Below are 19032 nucleotides of genomic sequence, written 5' to 3'. Positions count from 1 at the left end.
AAATGAAACAATACCGTCATTCTCTTAAGAATTGTGGCATAACTCAAAGTATGTCTCGCAAAGGAAACTGTTATGACAATGCCGTTATTGAAAATTTCTTCGGTATCATGAAATCGGAATTTCTGTATCGAAAAGAATTTGAAAGTATAACACATTTCAAACAAGAGTTAGCAAAGTATATAGAATACTATAATCATAAAAGAATTAAGGCAAAATTAAAGGGTATGAGCCCAGTACAATACCGGGCTCATACCCTAGAGGCTGCCTAATGAAACGACCTGTCTAACTTTCGGGGGTCACTTCAGATTAGAGGGCTTTTATTTTGTCGTTATGTGTCGGTAAGTCGATATATTTAAAAAATCGCTGATATAATTCGAGTTGCGCCGATATATTTAAAAAATCGCCTATATAATTTCATTTACCGTTATGCAACATAAAAAAGAGCTATTCTCAAATGATGGGAATAGCTCTTTTTCTTATGCAACTTTCTCTTCTGAAGCAATGCCGCGAATTTCATCAGCAGAGCGGATCGGATATTTACGGAAAACAATAGATCCGATGTATCCGACAATAGTGGTAACGATTCCGCATAGTACGGCAGCAATCGTTACTTTTATAACGTCATTAAATCCGAATAGGACAAGAAGACCTGGAATTGGTGATGCTGTTCCAGGTGCATTATTAACAAGCTGGAATAGCGATGTAATAATACCAGCAAGTGCACCGCCAACGAAATTTGTCATATAGATTGGAATTGGATTTGCTGAGACAACATCGGCTTGTGTTAAAGGCTCGATTGCTACAGCAATTGTATCTTTCTTTGAACAAATTTTTAATCGTTTAAAGAAAATAAAGTTCATCGGGGCTGAGGCTGCAACGGCCAGACTAGCAATTGCCATTGGTAAACCTGTTAATCCAAGCATTGCAGTTAGTGCCATAGAACTCAGTGGAGAGGTAGAAATAACTGTTATTAATCCACCAAGCATAATACCCATAATGATAGGACTTTCTGTAGTTGCAACTGAAATCATAGAACCGATTTTACCGAGTGTTGCGTTAACGAGCGGATCCATAAGCATTGCCATTCCGCGTGAGATTGGTGCAGCGATAAATAGGATTGCTAAAAATTCCACACCAGCTGGTAATTTCTTTTCGAGAAATTTCACGACGAAGGCACAAACGTATCCAGCGAAAAATCCTGGTAAAATACCGAATCCACTAGTAGCGATACCAATTAAAACAGCGTATACGGGGGAAACACCGATTGCTAATGCGACTAAAATCGCTGCTGCGACACCGCTCATACTACCGGAAGCTTCTCCTACTGATTGTAAAAAGTCCTTATGAAACATTTCTCCACCTATATAACGGTGAAATGCTTCAATAAGAAAACTTGCAATTGCTGCATTAGCTAAAGCGCCCATCGCCTTCATTCCGTAAGGCGCGCGGTAACTGAAAAGTGTAAATAGACAAAGTACAACGAGTAATAGTGCTAAACCTTGCAAGATAGCCATTTGAAAACTGTCTCCTTTGATTTTTGTAATAAAAATTCGTATCATTCAATAATAATATAAAAGTGTATGAAACGGAAAAATTTTTTCTTGAGAACTTGCTGTAAGAAAAAATCCCTTACAATAATGTAAGGAAAGTGTAAGACTTTTAGATAGAGTATAGTATGCCCTTTTCCGTATAATACAAGTATAGATATAATACTAGCGAGAAAGAAGTGCAAACAGGAGGTTCATGTATGAAATTGGTAATTAAAGTTTTAGCTGTATTCGCCATTATTCTAGGTGGAACAGCGTATTATTTAAACACAAAAACAGAAGGTGTACATGCTTTTGTAGACAACTTCTTTTCAAATAAAGAAATACAAGATTATTATGCGGTTGTAGATAAAGGTGAGAAAAAAGACGGTGAATATTTGTATACATTTAAAGGGTATACAGAGGACGGAAAGCAACAAATTATTAAAAGAATGGTAAATCGTGAATTGCATGCAGGTGCTTTTATAAAAATTTATGCAAAAGGTATGCAAGGAAAAGGATGGGCTGAAATAACGAAAGAGTCAATACCGCAAAAAGCGTTGGAAAAAATAGAAAAACCATAAAAGGAGCGACTCATTCGCTCCTTCTTTAGTGCGTTAAAATAGTGATAGATGTCTTTTCTTTGTTAGAAATAATTTTTGCACTTCCACCAATTGGGAAAGTGAAAATCGGAGTTGTATGCCCGAAACTTGCGTTTGCAATGATAGGAATATGTGCAAGTTCAGGTTTTGAAGCAATCATTTCTTGAATGTCTTCTATCGTACATTCTGCACCTTTTTGCATCTTTCCTATAACGATTCCCTTTATGTATTCAAAATCTTGCTGCTGCATAAGGGAATGTAAATAACGATCAAAAGTTTTAAGAGTAGATGTTCCAGTTAAACTATCTTCTTCAATAAATAAAATTTTGTCCTTTAAATTTGGTATATATGGTGTACCTTGCAGTAAGTTAAATGTGCTCATATTGCCACCGATAATATCTCCCGTAGCTTCTCCTTCATGAATTGAAACATATCCTTCATTTTTAATAAATTCTCGATTTTCCTGATCTATATACCAAGAATCATCGCTCCACGTTTCAGCCGGAACGATTTCAATAGGCTCATTAGCGGTTAAGCATTGTAAAAAGTAATCGGCTGTATACTCGAGTCCTTTCTCCATTCCAAATGAAGAGAAATGGGGTCCTGAATATGTAACAAGTCCTGTTTTTGCGTAAATTACATTATTTAAGGCAGTAATATCAGAATAACCACAGAAAAATTTCGGGTTTTCACGAATTAAATCGTAATCGAGATGTTTTAATAAACCATTTGAGTTGTATCCGCCAAGTGTAGTCAAAATAGCTTTTACATTAGGATCTCCAAATGCTTCATGGAGGTCTTGAATGCGGGAAGAAATAGAAGAGGAAGCAAATCGATCTATCTCATCGGCATATTTTGAGAATGTAACTTGAAAGCCCATGTCAGTTAATCTTTTTATAGCAAGTTTTCTATTTTCATTTGAAACAATACTTAAACTACACGATGGGGAAATCACTCGTATTTCATCGCCTTTTATTAATTTTGTTGGTATCACTGAATTCACCTCTATAATTAAAAGAATATTTAGATTTAAAAAACATTTTATCATATGAAATAAAGTATAAGTGAATTATTTTTTGAAATGGAGTTTTCCTGATTTTTCAGCAGACAGACAGAGTCTTTTTTTGATATGATAGGAAAAGTGATTTATTATAAGTAGTATTTAATATCTATAACATTTGAAAGGTGTGCAAGACGTGGAGAAACAACTTGCAGGCTTGCCGGTACACGTTCATTTCGTAACAGAAATCCGTGAAGGGGCGAGGAAGGAAACCGTTGCTTTTGAAGCAAATGGTCAATACTATGTAAAAGGTCAAGGTACATATGTAACATTCCAGGAGCCGAACGAACAAGGCGAAGTGAAAACAATTATTAAAATTCAAGATGAACAAGTTCTCATTATGCGTTCAGGTGCTGTTTCTATGCGTCAGACGCATGTGAAAGGTGAATGGACAACTGGTACGTATACAAGTGAACTTGGTACGTTTGCATTGCAAACAAAGACTGATAACGTTCTTTTTAAATGGTCGGATGAAAAGAAAAAAGGACAACTCTTCTTAACTTACGCATTGCTTCTAAGTGAACAAGAAGCTGGCAGATATACTATTACAATTAATTTGAAGGAGGCAAAATAATGAATTCCTTAGAACAGGTAAAAGGATTGATTAAAGAAGAAATTCAGGCTGCTGTATTAAAGGCAGAATTAGCGACAGAAGAACAGATTCCAAACGTTGTATTAGAATCTCCAAAAGATAAAACAAATGGTGACTTCTCTACAAATATGGCAATGCAACTTGCACGCGTTGCAAAAAAAGCACCTCGAATGATTGCAGAAGAACTAGTTGCAAACTTTGATAAAGCAAAAGCTTCTATTGAAAAAATCGAAATCGCTGGTCCTGGTTTTATTAACTTCTATATGGATAATAGCTACTTAACAGATTTAATTCCAACAATCGTAAACGCTGGTGAAGCTTACGGTGAAACGAATACTGGTAAAGGTGAAAAAGTACAAGTTGAGTTCGTATCTGCGAATCCAACAGGTGACCTTCACTTAGGACATGCACGTGGTGCGGCAGTAGGTGACACTTTATGTAACCTATTAGCAAAAGCAGGCTATGATGTATCTCGTGAGTACTACATTAATGATGCTGGTAACCAAATTCATAACTTAGCTCTTTCTGTTGAAGCTCGTTACATGCAAGCTTTAGGCTTAGATAAAGAAATGCCAGAAGACGGTTACCATGGTGCGGATATCATTGGAATCGGTAAACGTTTAGCTGAAGAATTCGGCGATCGTTATGCGAAAGTTGATGAAAAAGAAAGCTATGAATTCTACCGTGAGTACGGTTTAAAATATGAATTAGCAAAACTTCAAAAAGACTTAGAAAGCTTCCGTGTTAAATTTGATGTATGGTTCTCAGAAACATCACTATACAAAAACGGAAAAATTGATCAAGCTCTTGCTGTATTAAAAGAGCGTGAAGAGATCTTTGAAGAAGATGGAGCAACTTGGTTCCGTTCAATGACTTACGGCGATGACAAAAACCGTGTATTAATTAAAAACGACGGTTCTTACACATACTTAACACCAGATATCGCTTATCACCGTGATAAATTAGAGCGTGGTTTTGATAAGTTAATCAACATTTGGGGTGCTGACCACCACGGTTACATTCCTCGTATGAAGGCTGCTATTCAAGCACTTGGTTACGATAAAGACACGCTTGAAGTAGAAATCATCCAAATGGTACAACTGTATCAAAACGGTGAAAAAATGAAGATGAGTAAGCGTACGGGTAAAGCAGTTACACTTCGTGAGCTTATGGAAGAAGTAGGCGTGGACGCAATGCGTTACTTCTTCGCAATGCGTAGCGGTGACTCTCATTTAGACTTTGATATGGACTTAGCGGTATCAAAATCTAATGAAAACCCAGTATACTATGCACAATATGCTCATGCTCGCGTATGCAGTATCCTTCGTCAAGGCGAAGAATTAGGATTAGCTGCAGATGGAGATGTGAACTATAAACTTGTTACTTCTGAGAAAGAAGTAGAGTTACTGAAAAAACTTGGTGAATTCCCAGCTGTAGTTGCGGATGCAGCACAAAAACGTCTGCCACACCGTATTACAAACTATGCATTTGAATTAGCAGCAACATTACACAGCTTCTACAATGCGGAAAAAGTATTAAACCAAGATAACTTAGAATTAAGTAAAGCTCGTTACGAGTTAATGAAAGCAGTACGCACTACACTTCAAAATGCATTAGCAATCGTAGGAGTATCTGCACCAGAAAAAATGTAATGAAGAAAAGCGGAAGCGGGCTTTCGTTTTTAAATAAAAGGCAATCACACGATGTTGTGATTGCCTTTTTATGTGGAGATAATAAAAAAAATAAAATTTTATCAAACAAAAGGGGAATTTGCGTCGTCTTATGTAAATGTTAGGAGGCTTATGATGGAAGAAAAGATAGAAGAATTAATTGATATATATAAGAAGCAAATATATTCCTTATGCTATAAATTAGCGAAAACGAAAGAAGATGCGGAAGATATTTTTCAAGAGACGTGGATAAAGGTTTTTTCATCAAGGCACCAACTTTCTTATGTGGATAATTATAAAAAGTGGATTACTACAATTTGCGTTCGTACATTTTATGACTTTTACCGCAAGAAGAAAAGATGGAAGGATCGCGTATTAGATTTATTTCATAAAGAAGATGGTGGAGAAGTAGAGTTTGTAGATGATGTGAATATATCAGAGGAAATCATTCAAAAGGTAGAAGCCGAAATGATACGGGAAGTTATACAGTTATTAAATGAAAAATATAAAACGGTACTCGTACTCTATTACTATGAACAATATTCTTACAAGGAGATGAGTGAAATATTAAATATACCAATTGGTACGGTAAAGTATCGGCTTAATTATGGGAAAAAGAAAATGCGAGAACATTTGGAGGGGTTCGTTCATGAGGGAAGATAAACTTGAACAGAAAATAAAGAGCAGTTTAGCAGGAGAGATAATTCCAAGCGAAGAGCTAATCAATAACACGAAGCAGGGTGTGCGAAAGGCTCAGAAGTTAGAGAAGAGGTGGCTAATTAGTATTCATGCCATTTGGATTGTTTTGTTAACAATTGTTATAGAACAATTTATCACTCATTTGGATCATAAAACTCCTATGCTGATAGCAAGTTTGATTATGATGCACGTATACATTCCGATATATGTTGTAATACAGTCATTTTTAAAGAAGGAGTATAAATTACATGATAGAGTTCGCTAATCCATTTGTAGTATTTGAGATAGCTGGAATTACAATGTTTTTGGCTTTTATAGCACTTTTAATATGTGTTACATCATGGGTATATACAGATGCTAAAGCACATCAAATGAGCAAAGGATGGAGTATCTTAGCAGTTATATTGCCATTCTTTATTGGGTTTTTATTATATATGGTAAGAAGAAGTAAAAAGAAGGTTGAAGGAGGATGTAAGATGAATTTTGTTAAAAAACAGAAAGTAACATTAGTTGCGGTATTGGCAAGTACAATGTTTGTATTACTTAGTGGTTTTACTTTTGCACAAACGTTAGATGATGCGTGGAGAGCGGGAGATATATATTTAGAAAATGAGAAGCAAGGAAAAACAAGTTACGAGGCAAAATTCTCATCATGGGATATTGCCGGTAAGGATATTAAATTTCAATATGAAAAGGATATAGAAGTGACATTTTCTTATGAGACAGATGCAAAACGAGGAAACTTATGCTTTAGTGTGTATGAAAGACAAGGAGAAGGTATAAAAGAGTTAAAGGAAATTTGTGAATCGAAAAAAGGTACTTTTACAGTTACTTTAAAAGCAAATGAAGAATATGTATTGAATATAAGCGGATTAAAAGTAAAAGATGGATTTGTAAAAGTGAATTGGGAAGAGAAATAAAAGGGGTCCTATAAAGGACCTCTTTTCTATTGAATAGTATAAGTAACAGAAAAACTAACAGGACTATAGTAAACGTAAGGTGCATGAAATTGAACATACATATTTCCATCTGTTTTTGCAGTGAAAATTCGGCCGTAACCATCAGAATAACGTCCAATAAGGTTATGATTTGAGTCATAAACACTGTAACTAGGAGTTTTGCTGTTAGGATGAATTGTTAGTTCTTGTCCTTTTTGAAGGAAAATAGGTTCTTGTTCAGAACTACCTCCAGTTTGCAAAGAATAAAATTTTGTAAAGCTTTGTTCTTGAGCGGCAGCAGCGACTTTTGTTTCAGGGATAAACGCAGTAGCTCCAGTAATTCCTGCTAAAGTTAATGCACCTGCTAAAATCATTTTTTTCATAATAGAAAAAGCCTCCTTATTGGTTGTAATCGTTTTTGTTACAATTAATATTGTATACGATAATGGGTAGGATAAAATATGCTTTTATGCATATATATTTTTTCTCAATAAAAGACCACTGATAAAATCAGTGGTCTTTTAAATGATTAAGCAGCTTTCTGTTCAGTTTGAGGAACAGGTTTTTGAAGCGAGTTATAAACTCCTGTTCCGATAACGTCTAATGCCATTCTCATTCGTTCAGGCGAAATGTTTTCTAATACGTTATCTTGAGGTGTATGGTATACCTTCTCAATATGATAGATTAATGGATTCCAACTATCGACACCCATCCAAATGAATAGAGCAGCAGGAATACCAGCTTCAGCAAATGGAACATGATCACTAGAACCGAATTTACCTTGTAGGAAGAGTTCATTATTTAGTTGTTTACCTGCTTGCAAGGCAGCGTCTGTTACAAAGTTTGTAGAGCCATCAGGTGTCATAGCGTATAAATTCTTTGCTTTATCATAATTTGTTGCAACCATGTCGGCGTTAAAGACACCTAAAATACGGTCGCGTTCTTTTGGGGATAGACTATTCACGTAATAATCCGAACCAAGTAATCCAGTTTCTTCAGAACCAAAGGTAATAAAGCGAATTTCTTTATCAGTTTCTACATTTTGAAAAGCACGAGCTAGTTCTAATACTAATCCAGTTCCAGAAGCATTATCATTTGCGCCAGGTGCTCCGACAACACTATCATAGTGCGAGCTTACAATGACTGCTTTTTCATTACCTGTACTCTTTTTTGGTTTCTTTTTGGCGATAACATTTAGAGATGTTAATTTAGATTCATGTCTCGCTTTTAGGGAAAGAATTGTTGTCCCTTTTTTAGCGATTTCTTCTTTAAATGCATTTCCTTGTGCATAAGCAAGACCAAAGACAGGGATAGATTGCTTTTTCGTTAGGCGGGGATTGAAGGTTTGTCCATAATTTCCGCGTCCGCCAATTAAACTGTATAAAAGAACACCTTTTGCACCTTTGCTAATAGCATTTTCAACTTGTTTATTATAGTCTGTAACTGTCGTTCCTCTTTCAAATAAAACAATTTTACCGTTTACTTCATTTGGAATATCTTCTAATTTTGTCCCACCTTGAACAAAGATAAGGGGAGCTGTAACAGCTTCTGTAGAAATTAGTGCATTAGGAGCAGCACCAGCTTGCCAAGTACGTTTTGTTGATAGTGGTGATTCAATGAATCCAACGTATTGATCGGGCACCTGAAATGGTTGATATTCTACGTCATAGCCCATTGATTTAAGCTGCATACCAATGTAACGAGAAGCCCATTCTTCGGATTTTGTCCCACCGGGGCGAGGACCAATTGTTTCAGACAAGAAACGAACATGTTCAATCGCGCGGTTTGGATCAATCTGTTTTGTAATAGATGGAGTTTGTGTAACTTCTGACGTGGAATCCGCTTTCGCTTGCCCGATTGGAGCTAAGCTAACAGCGAGTGATACAGCAAGCAAAGAGCTTACTATTTTTTGTTTCAATGATTTTCTCATTTTTTCCTCTCCTATTCTTCTATTCTCTCTGACTGACAAAAGAAGACGGATAATGACTTTATTTTACCTTCGCGCCTTTTGTTTTTCAATATTCTGACATTGAGAAATAAAAACGATATATGCATATTTGCATATTTTTGAGGGAGATATGTATGCTATCATTTTAAACGAAGGTTCGCTTTCTACTCTGAAAGCTCCTACATTGCATGAATCTAGTGTACCCAAACTTTAGATTATGTAGAGGAATGGAATCACTGTAGGGTTTCATTTCTCATGTTTGAATCAGTTGATGGTAATTATGTTTCCGCATTTCATAATTATTATCAGTGATATATGTAAGGCATCCATATGAAAATAAGAGGCTGTTCAAAGGTTTTCCGTACTTTTGGGCAGCCTCACCCCGTTAAAAGGACGATACTTTATGTATCGTCCTTTTTGTATAAAAAAACATCCAATCAATTGAGAGATTGATTGGATGTGAAAAAATTATTAATAATTTTTTTTGCGTTTTGTAGCTAAAATACTTAATAATCCAGCTAGTAGAAGAACGATACCTACTGTTTGTGTAGGGTCTTCTTTATGACCTGTATTTGGAAGGTGTTTATCCGTATTTTGATCATCTTGCTGTTTGTTATCTGTTTTATTCGATGTTTCTTCAGGAGTTCCGTTTTCGTGTTTCTCAGATGTTTCATTGCCTTTGTTTTCTTCTTTATTTGGAGGAGTAACTGGCTTGTCATCTCCACCTGAAGAAGATTCAATTTTTTTATTTGAAACTGTAATTTGTAGTGGTGAAGCTTGGGCTTTTTCAATAGTAAAGCTTATTGGTGATGCATCTAATTGATAGCCTTCAGGAGCTTTTGTTTCCACTAGTTGATAATTACCAGGTTTCAAATCATTTACGATTAATTTACCATGCCCATCTGTTTTTAAACCTTCTCGTACTACTTTTCCATCTTGGTCTAAAATATTGAAAATGGCACCTTCAAGTGTTCCGTGGTGATCAATATCAACTTTAGTTAACTCAATTGAACCTGTTGTTAAACTATTTAAAGCTGTAACAGAGGTAATCTGAGATTGTCCTTTCGTAATTGTGAAAGGAATTGGTTTAACGTTTAAATCATAGCCAGTCGGAGCTTTCGTTTCAATGAACTGATAATCTCCCGGACGTAAATCAGAAACAGAAATCTTCCCATCTTTATCAGTAGTTAAATCTGAACGAGCATCCTTGCCGTCCATATCTACAATTTTAAAGATAGCCCCTTCAAGAGTAGTACCGTCGATGTCATCAACTTTAGTTAATTCAACTGTGCCCTTAGTTAAGCTATTCGTAGCAGTAACAGAGGCGATTTTTTCTTGGCCTTTTTTAACTGTGAACTTAATAGGTGTTTCGTTTAAGTCATAGTGTTCAGGAGCTTTTGTTTCGATAAACTCATAGTGTCCTGGTGGTAATTCATCAATGACTAAACGGCCGTTTTTATCAGTAGTTAAATCGGTACGGACGTCATGCCCATCCTTGTTAACAATTTTAAATACTGCACCTTCAAGTGTTGTGTTTTCTTCAACATCATCAACTTTAATTAACTCCACACTACCTTTCGTTAAGCTATTAATAGCTGTAACGAAGACATGCTTTGTTTGACTTCTTTCGATTGTGAATTTAATTGGTTCTTCATTTAAGTCGTAATGTTTAGGAGCTTTCGTTTCAATAAATTGATAGTCTCCTGGCTGTAAGTCTTTCGCGATGATTTTTCCGTCTTTATTGGTAACTAAATTCGTACGAATGTCGTTACCATTCATATCAGTAATTTTAAATACCGCACCTTCTAGCATTTCTTTCTTATCTATAGAGTCAACTTTAGTTAATTCCACGCCACCTTTTGTTAGGCCATTCTTAGCAGTAACAGAAACGGGAGATAGTTGACTTCTCTCGATAGTGAAGCTGATAGGTGTTTTATTTAAATCGTAATCTTTCGGAGCTTTCGTTTCAATGAATTGATAGTCTCCAGGGCGTAAGTTTGTAGCAGTAATCTTACCATCTTTATCAGTAGTTAAATCCGTGCGAACAATTTTACCATTCGCATCAATGATGTTAAACACTGCATCAGAAAGTTTTGTATCTGGATTTATATCATCCACTTTTATTAATTCTACAGAACCCTCAGTTAAGCTATTTGTAGCAGTAACTTGGAGCTTTTCTTTTTGGCTTTTCTTAATTGTAAACTTAATAGGTTTACTATCTAATTTATAGTGTTCAGGAGCTTTCGTTTCAATAAACTGATAGTCCCCAGGGCGTAAATCAGAAACAGAAATTTTTCCATCTACATCTGTTGTAAGCTCAGTGCGAATGTCGTTACCATTCATATCAGTAATTTTAAATATCGCATCTTTAAGAGCGGTACCATCTACATCATCCACTTTAGAAAGTTCCACAGCGCCTTTCGTTAAGCTATTTGTAGCTGTAACGGAGATAGGATCAGCTTGGCTCTTTGTGATTGTGAATGGAATTGGCTCTTTGTTTAAATCATAGTGTTTCGGAGCCGTTGTCTCGATGAATTGATAATCACCAGGACGTAGGTCAGAAACGCTAATTTTACCTTGTTGATTCGTAACAAGCTCTTTGTGAATTACGGTGCCATTCATATCCACAATTTTAAATACTGCGCCTTCAAGAGTAGTGCCATCGACGTCATCCATTTTAGAAAGTTCCACGCCGCCTTTTGTTAAACTATTTTTCATAGTAACGGTAGCAATATCTTTTTGGCTTTTTTCAATTGTAAATATAATTGGTTTTTTGTCTAAATCATAGTGTTCAGGAGCCGTTATTTCAACGAATTGATACGTACCAGGACGTAAGTTTTCGATAACGATTTTACCTTCACTGTTTGTTTTTAAATCTGTTTTAAGTACTTTGCCATCTTGATCTAGTAAATTAAATACCGCATCGGCAAGTTTTGTTTGATTGTTTAAATCATCAACTTTAAGTAATTCGATACTACCTTGTTTTAAGCTATTTGTAGCAGTTAAAGAAATAGCTTTCTTCTGTCCTTTTTCAATAGTGAATTTGATTGGTGTTTCATCTAAAACGTAATGCTTCGGAGCTTTCGTTTCGATGAATTGATAATCACCAGGACGTAGGTCGTTAATTTCGATTATTCCTTGTTCATTTGTAACAAGGTCTTTATGAACTACATCACCATTCATATTAACAATTTTAAATACTGCATCTTTAAGAACAGTGCCATCAACATCATCTGTTTTAGAAAGTTTAACTGCACCCTTTGTTAAAGCATTTGTAGCAGTGACATGAAGAGTTTCAGTTTGGCTCTTTTTAATTGTAAATACGATAGGTTTTTTATCTAAATCGTAATGTTCAGGAGCAATTGTTTCAACGAATTGATACGTACCAGGACGTAGATTTTCAACAACAATTTTACCTTCATCATTTGTTTTTAAGCCTTCTTCAACCAACTCTCCGTCTGCATCTAATAAATTAAATACGGCATTAGCAAGTTTTGTATTTATATCAATATCGTCAATCTTTGTTAGTTCAACGCTACCGTTTTTTAAAGCATTTTTGCTTGTAACATTGATCTCTTTCGTTTGACTTCTTTCAATTGTAAATGGAATCGTTGTTTCATCTAATACATAGTGCTCAGGAGCTTTTGTTTCAATGAACTGATAGTCTCCAGGGCGTAAATGAGAAACAGAAATTTTACCGTTTTTATCTGTAACAAGATTCGTATGAACTTCCTTACCATTCATATCCACAATCTTAAAGATTGCACCTTCGAGCATCGTACGATCGATGTCATCGATTTTTGTTAATGTTACTGCACCTTTCTTTAAACTGTTAGTAGCAGTAACAGTAATATTCTCTTTTTGACTTTTTTCGATAGTGAACGGAATAGGGTCTTTGCTTAAGGTATAGTCTTTTGGAGCTTTCACTTCAACAAATTGATAGTCTCCAGGACGTAAATCAGAAGCAGTAATTTTACCGTTTGTATCAGTCGTTAAACCTTTGCGAATTACCTTTTTAGTATCATGAGCGTCAACGATTATAAATTCTGCACCTTCAAGAGTAGTGCCATCAACATCATCAACTTTTGTTAAAGTGACGCCACCTGTAAGTAAACTGTTTTTTATAGTAACAGGGATAGGAAGATCTTCCTTACTACCTTTTTTAATTGTGAACTTAATAGGTGTTTTGTCTAATTTATAATGTTCAGGGGCTTTTGTTTCGATAAATTGATAATCCCCTGGTGCTAAATCAGGAATAACTAATACTCCGTGACCATCTGTTGTTAAATCTTTCATAATTTCTTTGCCAGTTGTGTCTTGCAATGTGAATACAGCGCCGGCAAGAGCTTTACTACTTTCCACATCATCTTCTTTAATAAGTTTAACTTTTCCTTTCGTTAAACTATTTTTGAAAGTAATAGGGATGAGTTTTTGTTGGCTCTTTTCAATTGTAAATTCAATAGGTTCTTCATTTACATCGTAATAAGTAGGAGCCTTTGTTTCGATTAGTTTATAATTACCTGGACGTAAGTCTTGTACTACTAATTTACCGTCTTTATTGGTAGTAAGTTCCGTACGAACATCCTCGCCTTTGTCATTAATTATTTTAAATACCGCACCTTCAAGGGTTTCCTTAGCATTTACATCATCAACTTTTGTTAATTCAATACCGCCTTTTATTAAGCTGTTAGTAGCAGTAACGTTAATAGCAGTTGCTTGACTTACCTTAATTGTAAATTCAATCGGTGTTTTATTTAAGGCATAATGCTCCGGAGCTTTTACTTCGATAAATTTATAGTTACCTGGACGTAAACCAGTAGCAATAATTTTACCTTCCTGATTCGTAACTAATTCTGTACGGACATCCTCATTTTTGTTATTAACAATTTTGAATACGGCACCTGTAAGTGGAGTGCCATCAACATCATCGATTTTTATTAGCTCAACATCGCCTGGTAGTAGACTATTTTCAGCTGTAATAACAATTGGTGTTTTTTGACCTTTTTCAATTGTAAATTCAATTGGTGTTGATCGCAGTTCATAATGTTCAGGAGCTTTCGTTTCAATAAATTTATATTTGCCTGGACGTAAGTCAGAAGCTTTAATAGTTCCGTTTTTATCGGTAGTTAAGTCCGTACGCACGTCTTCGTTTTTTTCATTAACGATTTTGAATATAGCTCCAGCAAGAGGAGTCTTTTTATCAAATTCGTCGATTTTTAATAACTCAACGGCACCTGTTGTTAAACTGTTTTTTGCAGTAATTGGAATGATACTTGTTTGACTTTTTTCAATTGTAAATGGAACTGGTTCTTTATTTAACTCATAGTATTTAGGTGGTGTTGTTTCAATAAATTGATACTCACCAGGCTCTAAATCTTCAACGGTTAAAGTTCCATCTTTTTCTGTTTTTAAGTTTGTACGCACGTCTTCGTTCTTGTTGTTAACAATTTTGAATACCGCACCTTCAAGAGTATTGCCATCTACATCATCAACTTTTGTTAAAGTAACACCACCTTTAATTAAAGTGTTTTTTGCTTTAATAGAAGCAGCTGTAGTTTGGCTTTTTTCTATTTCGAATAGGATAGGTGTTTTGTCTAATTCATAGTGCTCAGGAGCTTTTGTTTCGACAAATTGATATTTACCAGGACGTAAATCTTTTGCTTCGATTTGTCCATGTTCATTTGTTGTTAATTTCTCATATCCAGGAATATTTTTTCCGTTGCGATCTTGAACAGTAAACTCTGCCCCTGCTAAAGTTTTATTATAATTATCCACTTTTGTTAAAAGAGCAGATCCTTTAGTTAAACTATTTGTCGCAGTTAGATTTACTACTGTTGTTTGATCTATAGAGATAGTAAACGGAATAAGTTTGCTATCTAATTGATAATGCTCAGGAGCCTTCGTTTCTTGTAAGTAGTAAGTTCCTGGTTTTAGTTTATCTATAATAATTTGTCCGTTATTATTTGTTGTTAATTCTTTGTGTTCTGGAATTACTTTTTTATCTTTATCCAGTAGTGTGAAAATAGCGCCTTGTAGTGTTGCGTTTTTGTTCAGGTCATCAGATTTTGTTAAAACTACTTTCCCGACAAATTTCTTATTTGCAAGTTTATATGTTGTAGTCTCTTGTGTACCAAGTTCAACAATTTTCCCTTGTTTTAAATCCCAGCTAATTACATAGCCTTCAGGAGCCTTTGTTTCTTTTAATAAATATTTATCACGTTTTAAATTATTAAATTTAGCGATACCGTCTTTGTCTGTTGTAATTTTACGGATAACAGTTTTACCTGTACGATCGTATAAAGTAAATTCTGCCCCAGCTAATAGTACGTTCTTATTGTCGTTATCTACCTTTATAATTTCAAGGTTTCCACGACCTTTGGTAGCAGATCCTCCACCTGAACCAGAAGACATTCTCACTTCAATTGTTTCAGTAGTTTCTGTGTTTTTAACTGTCAACTTATTGCCTGTGATTTTCGCTTTATTACTTACTTTTTCTTTATCGTCTGCATTAATAAGTGAGCGATATTCTAAAATATAAGCTCGATCAATTTTTTTCAAGAAGGCAATTTCGAAATGTTGCTTTCCGGTATTATTGTCTGTTGTTATTTTGAGTTTATAGTCTGTTCCTTCTTTTAATTCGTTTACTTTATCTTTTGTTAAATTTCCATATGGATCAACAGTTGTAGGATATAAGTGGAATGAATCTTCCACAATTACCTGATTTTCGGTTGGGTCATCTGTTACAACCGCATCCGCAATGGTTGATTGGCTTTCGTTAATTGCGATACTCCAATTAATATAGTTGTCGTCTTGCACAGCTTTTTTAGTAACAAAGCTGCCACCTTTATTTACTTGAGTGTCACCTGTAAGGGTGTTTACAATTTTAGAGCCATCTTTTAAATCTGCCTCATTTTTGTAGGTACCTTGGATAAGTTCACCATCAAGGCTTGTTTTAAAGATAATATAGTAGGGTGAATTAATTGATTGTTTGAAATGAACCTTTAGGGTGTTTTTATTTTTCTCTGTAGGTTCTTCAAGTTCATATTTCTCAGTTGGTACAGCATTACCAGGTTGTGCATTATCAGGATTTCCATTTAAAATCATGTCGCGCACTTCAATGGATCCAGGAACTAACTTTTGTTTATCTTGTATTACGTCTATAACGTAAGGATCTTTAATCTCAACGTTATTATAGTTAAAGCCTACTATCCAAGTAATTTCCTTCGTTTGGGCGTTATAAGAACCGTATTTATAACCATTTGCCTTTGTGAAAGTATCAGGATCGAAATTAGCTTCAACTTTATTTGATTGTGGATTAGAATCCGTATCTATCCAAGATAGGTTACCTGTATTTTTAAATGAAGTTTTACCACTTTCTAGCTTTGTATAATCAAAGTCTGTCGTATATTTTACGACTAATGTCTTTGTCATATTAGACTGATATGTACCTATAAGAGTAATTGTAAAGCCTTTATCTGTTGCATCTAAAACATAGTCAGTCCCAGCTTGAAGGATATAATTTCCGTCTTTAATTTCTAGTTTTTTATCTTTTAATTGTAATCCACCGTGATCAAAGGTGTCCGTAATGATCGCTTTGTTTAATGGATAGTTGTTATTATTTACCATAATTGTCCAAGTTGTTGTTTTGTCTTTATAATTTGTTTCAGCTTTATTATTAGATTTAATAATATTTTGCTGCTTGAAGCTAGCTTCATTTTCTTTACTTGAATCATTATCAGCTGTAACTTTATTTTTTACTTTTCCATCTTCTATAACTTTATTAGTTGGCTTGGTTTTATAGGTAATCACATAAGCACTATTAATATCATTGTTAAACTGTAAATCGAATCCATTCTTCTTGTTACTTACAGTGTAATTATTAACAGCGTCACCTGTTACAAGCGTTCCTTTTTCATTATATGAAGCGTTTTTTACAACAATAGAATTTGCATCTAGTTCGTGTGTATCGTCAAAAATATCTTTTAAAATCGCATCTGCTTTTTTGATCTCTCTTTGATCACCATTGTAAGTAATTGTCCACTCAATTGTTTGCGTCTTTGGATCATATTTACTTGTTTTATTTAAGTGTGTACCACGAGAAACCGTTACAGTAGAGCTTGCGTTTTGTTGCTTTTGATTATCACTCGTTATCGTAACGTTATTTCGGAAACTTTTAATATTTTCATCAGTAATTTTTGTGGCATATTCGATTTGATATGCTTTATTGATAGAATCTTTAAAAGCAATCTCCAATTTTGAGCCATCTGATGAAATAATATTGTAATCTGTTGGCTCAGCTTCTGCACCACGCGTTACATTCCCATTAACATCAACTTCTAAATAATAAACTTTAATAGAATCTTTATTTAAGTTTGTACCTTGTGGAATGCTATCTTTAAAAATAGCGTTTTTAAGGGTGTCTTGCGTTTTGTTCATCTCTACTTTCCAATTAATTTCATTTGTATTAATTGGTCTATCAGGTAATCCTTTTTTATTCGTAGCTGTTTGTACATTAGGCTTAAAGTCAACTGTAATAGAAACATCCTTATCTTTAATCGGGAAAGGAATTTCTTGTGTTGTTGTACCTTTAATTTCAGCTCTATTAAATTCTGTCTTTAATTGTAGGTTACCAGCAACATCTGGATGCTCTTCAACATAATCGTTGAATGTCATCGTGACTTTTCCATCTTTTGTAACAGTAAAATTACCAATTTGATGGTTTTCACTATCATATAAAGGACTGTTAATTGTATTGTAAATCTTAAAATGTTTAGGAAGATCAAAAATATAGTAATCTCCATTTTTCACATTCATTGATTTTAAAAGTTCCCATGTAAACTCAATATTGGCAGGGGAATCTGTACTTGGACGGTTATCCTCTGTAAATGGTTTTCCGTCTTTATCCGTCAACTTTACACCGGTTAAAATGTTTGTTGTTATTTGCTTTGGACCTGAATTTGTATTCTCAGCAGGGTCGCTTGCTAGCTTTTGTTCTGGATTGTCAGTAGCAATTTTAGCTGCTAGGTTTTGTTCTGGATTATCAGTGGCAGTTTTAGCTGCTGGGTTTTGTTCCGGATTATCAGTGGCAGTTTTAGCTGCTGGGTTTTGTTCCGGATTATCGGTAACAGTTTTAGTTGCTGGGTTTTGTTCCGGATTATCGGTAACAGTTTTAGTTGCTGGGTTTTGTTCCGGATTATCAGTAACAGTTTTAGTTGTTGGATCTTGCTCCGGATTGTCAGTAACAGGTTTAGCTACTGGATCTTGCACTGGTTTATTAGTATCCTGTTTGGTGCCATCTTCTTTAGAGTCTTCTACCTGAACAGGAACTGATATAGGCTGAACCATTGTTCCTAAAGGAAAAGCGATTTGAACTGATTTTTCCCCAGTTTTTAAAGTTGAGTTAAACACGGTATTAACTTTAATTTTTCCTTTAGCGTCTTTCAAATTTTCTACTTGATCATTAAATATTAATTTTAATTTATTATCTTTAGCTGTTATAAAATATTGACCAATATTTTTTTGATCTGTTACTAAATCCCCTTGCAAATCTTTAGATACTTTTAATGCAAGTGGTATTTGAACTACTGCTGTATCATTTGCGTGTGCAACTTGTTGATCCTTTATTGACCAAGCGTATTCTACTTCAATGGTTGATCCTATCTTTACTAAGTTGCTAGGATTTTTTGCTTCGTCAATAATATGATTCGTTGCATCTTTCATTTCAACAGTGTCAAATAAGGAATCTCCTGTTAACGTTTCCGCTCTTACTTGATTGTATGGAAAACTAGCAAGTTGCGAAAATAGTACGAATACAATTAAACATACATTAAAAAGTTTTTTCATTTTTCCTCCTCTGAACATTCATTTGTCCATTGGGGACTTATTCCACATGAACAAATGGAATATTAAAAGTATTTGTTATAAGCTATTTATTTTTGTTATCCCTCCGTTTCTATACGCGTTCTCAGACAAACAGGATTATGTTCAAAGTAAAATT

Annotated in this window: 12 protein-coding genes; 7 read left to right on the top strand and 5 right to left on the bottom strand. The window is 34.7% G+C overall.

The annotated features are described in order from the left end of the window. On the top strand, positions 1–269 hold a 269-nt coding region (locus BAQ53_RS25480), incomplete at its 5' end, for an IS3 family transposase (RefSeq protein ID WP_208905809.1). Positions 270–476: 207 nt separating this feature from the next. Here BAQ53_RS25480 and BAQ53_RS25475 read toward each other — a convergent pair. Continuing rightward, positions 477–1514, bottom strand: coding sequence for a PTS sugar transporter subunit IIC (locus BAQ53_RS25475; protein WP_208906404.1), 1038 nt, complete (start codon positions 1512–1514; stop codon positions 477–479). 233 nt (positions 1515–1747) lie between these two features. Here BAQ53_RS25475 and BAQ53_RS25470 point away from each other — a divergent pair, with 233 nt between their 5' ends. Continuing rightward, positions 1748–2110, top strand: coding sequence for a YxeA family protein (locus BAQ53_RS25470; protein WP_000779931.1), 363 nt, complete (start codon positions 1748–1750; stop codon positions 2108–2110). 25 nt (positions 2111–2135) lie between these two features. Here the strand turns inward: BAQ53_RS25470 and BAQ53_RS25465 are convergent, their stop codons facing one another. Continuing rightward, positions 2136–3122: a S66 family peptidase gene (locus BAQ53_RS25465; RefSeq protein ID WP_208906403.1), complete on the bottom strand. Its 987-nt coding sequence runs from the start codon at positions 3120–3122 to the stop codon at positions 2136–2138. A 202-nt stretch (positions 3123–3324) separates the two neighbouring features. On the opposite strand from BAQ53_RS25465, the gene BAQ53_RS25460 reads away from it, so the two are divergent. The 5 genes from BAQ53_RS25460 to BAQ53_RS25440 all read left to right on the top strand — a co-directional run bounded on the left by BAQ53_RS25460 (position 3325) and on the right by BAQ53_RS25440 (position 7069). Next, complete coding sequence (locus BAQ53_RS25460; RefSeq protein WP_000414867.1) at positions 3325–3762, top strand: YwiB family protein; 438 nt, start codon at positions 3325–3327, stop codon at positions 3760–3762. Beyond that, positions 3762–5432 carry an arginine--tRNA ligase gene (gene argS, locus BAQ53_RS25455; RefSeq protein ID WP_208906402.1) on the top strand — a complete coding sequence of 557 codons (1671 nt, stop codon included), beginning with the start codon at positions 3762–3764 and terminating at the stop codon, positions 5430–5432. The genes BAQ53_RS25460 and argS overlap by 1 nt, the downstream gene beginning before the upstream one ends. 153 nt (positions 5433–5585) lie before the next feature. Next, positions 5586–6113 carry an RNA polymerase sigma factor gene (locus BAQ53_RS25450; protein ID WP_208906401.1) on the top strand — a complete coding sequence of 176 codons (528 nt, stop codon included), beginning with the start codon at positions 5586–5588 and terminating at the stop codon, positions 6111–6113. After that, complete coding sequence (locus BAQ53_RS25445) at positions 6100–6414, top strand: hypothetical protein (RefSeq protein ID WP_001206382.1); 315 nt, start codon at positions 6100–6102, stop codon at positions 6412–6414. Before BAQ53_RS25450 ends, BAQ53_RS25445 begins: the two co-directional genes overlap by 14 nt. Continuing rightward, positions 6398–7069 carry an anti-sigma factor gene (locus BAQ53_RS25440; protein WP_208906400.1) on the top strand — a complete coding sequence of 224 codons (672 nt, stop codon included), beginning with the start codon at positions 6398–6400 and terminating at the stop codon, positions 7067–7069. Before BAQ53_RS25445 ends, BAQ53_RS25440 begins: the two co-directional genes overlap by 17 nt. Before the next feature lie 26 nt (positions 7070–7095). Here BAQ53_RS25440 and BAQ53_RS25435 read toward each other — a convergent pair whose 3' ends face one another. The 3 genes from BAQ53_RS25435 to BAQ53_RS25425 form a co-directional block, all read right to left on the bottom strand. Continuing rightward, entirely contained in the window at positions 7096–7470 is a 375-nt protein-coding gene (locus BAQ53_RS25435) for a hypothetical protein (protein ID WP_000738221.1), read from the bottom strand. Positions 7471–7616: 146 nt separating this feature from the next. Further along, the gene (locus BAQ53_RS25430) at positions 7617–9017 is read right to left on the bottom strand and encodes a M28 family metallopeptidase (RefSeq protein WP_208906399.1); all 1401 of its coding nucleotides are present in this window, start codon (positions 9015–9017) and stop codon (positions 7617–7619) included. A gap of 489 nt (positions 9018–9506) precedes the next feature. Continuing rightward, the gene (locus BAQ53_RS25425; RefSeq protein ID WP_208906398.1) at positions 9507–18878 is read right to left on the bottom strand and encodes a SpaA isopeptide-forming pilin-related protein; all 9372 of its coding nucleotides are present in this window, start codon (positions 18876–18878) and stop codon (positions 9507–9509) included. Positions 18879–19032 lie beyond the last annotated feature (154 nt).

The sequence above is a fragment of the Bacillus sp. B25(2016b) genome (assembly GCF_001679765.1).
In the GTDB taxonomy this organism is placed as follows: domain Bacteria; phylum Bacillota; class Bacilli; order Bacillales; family Bacillaceae_G; genus Bacillus_A; species Bacillus_A thuringiensis_K.
This window is presented reverse-complemented; position numbering and strand designations above follow the sequence as displayed.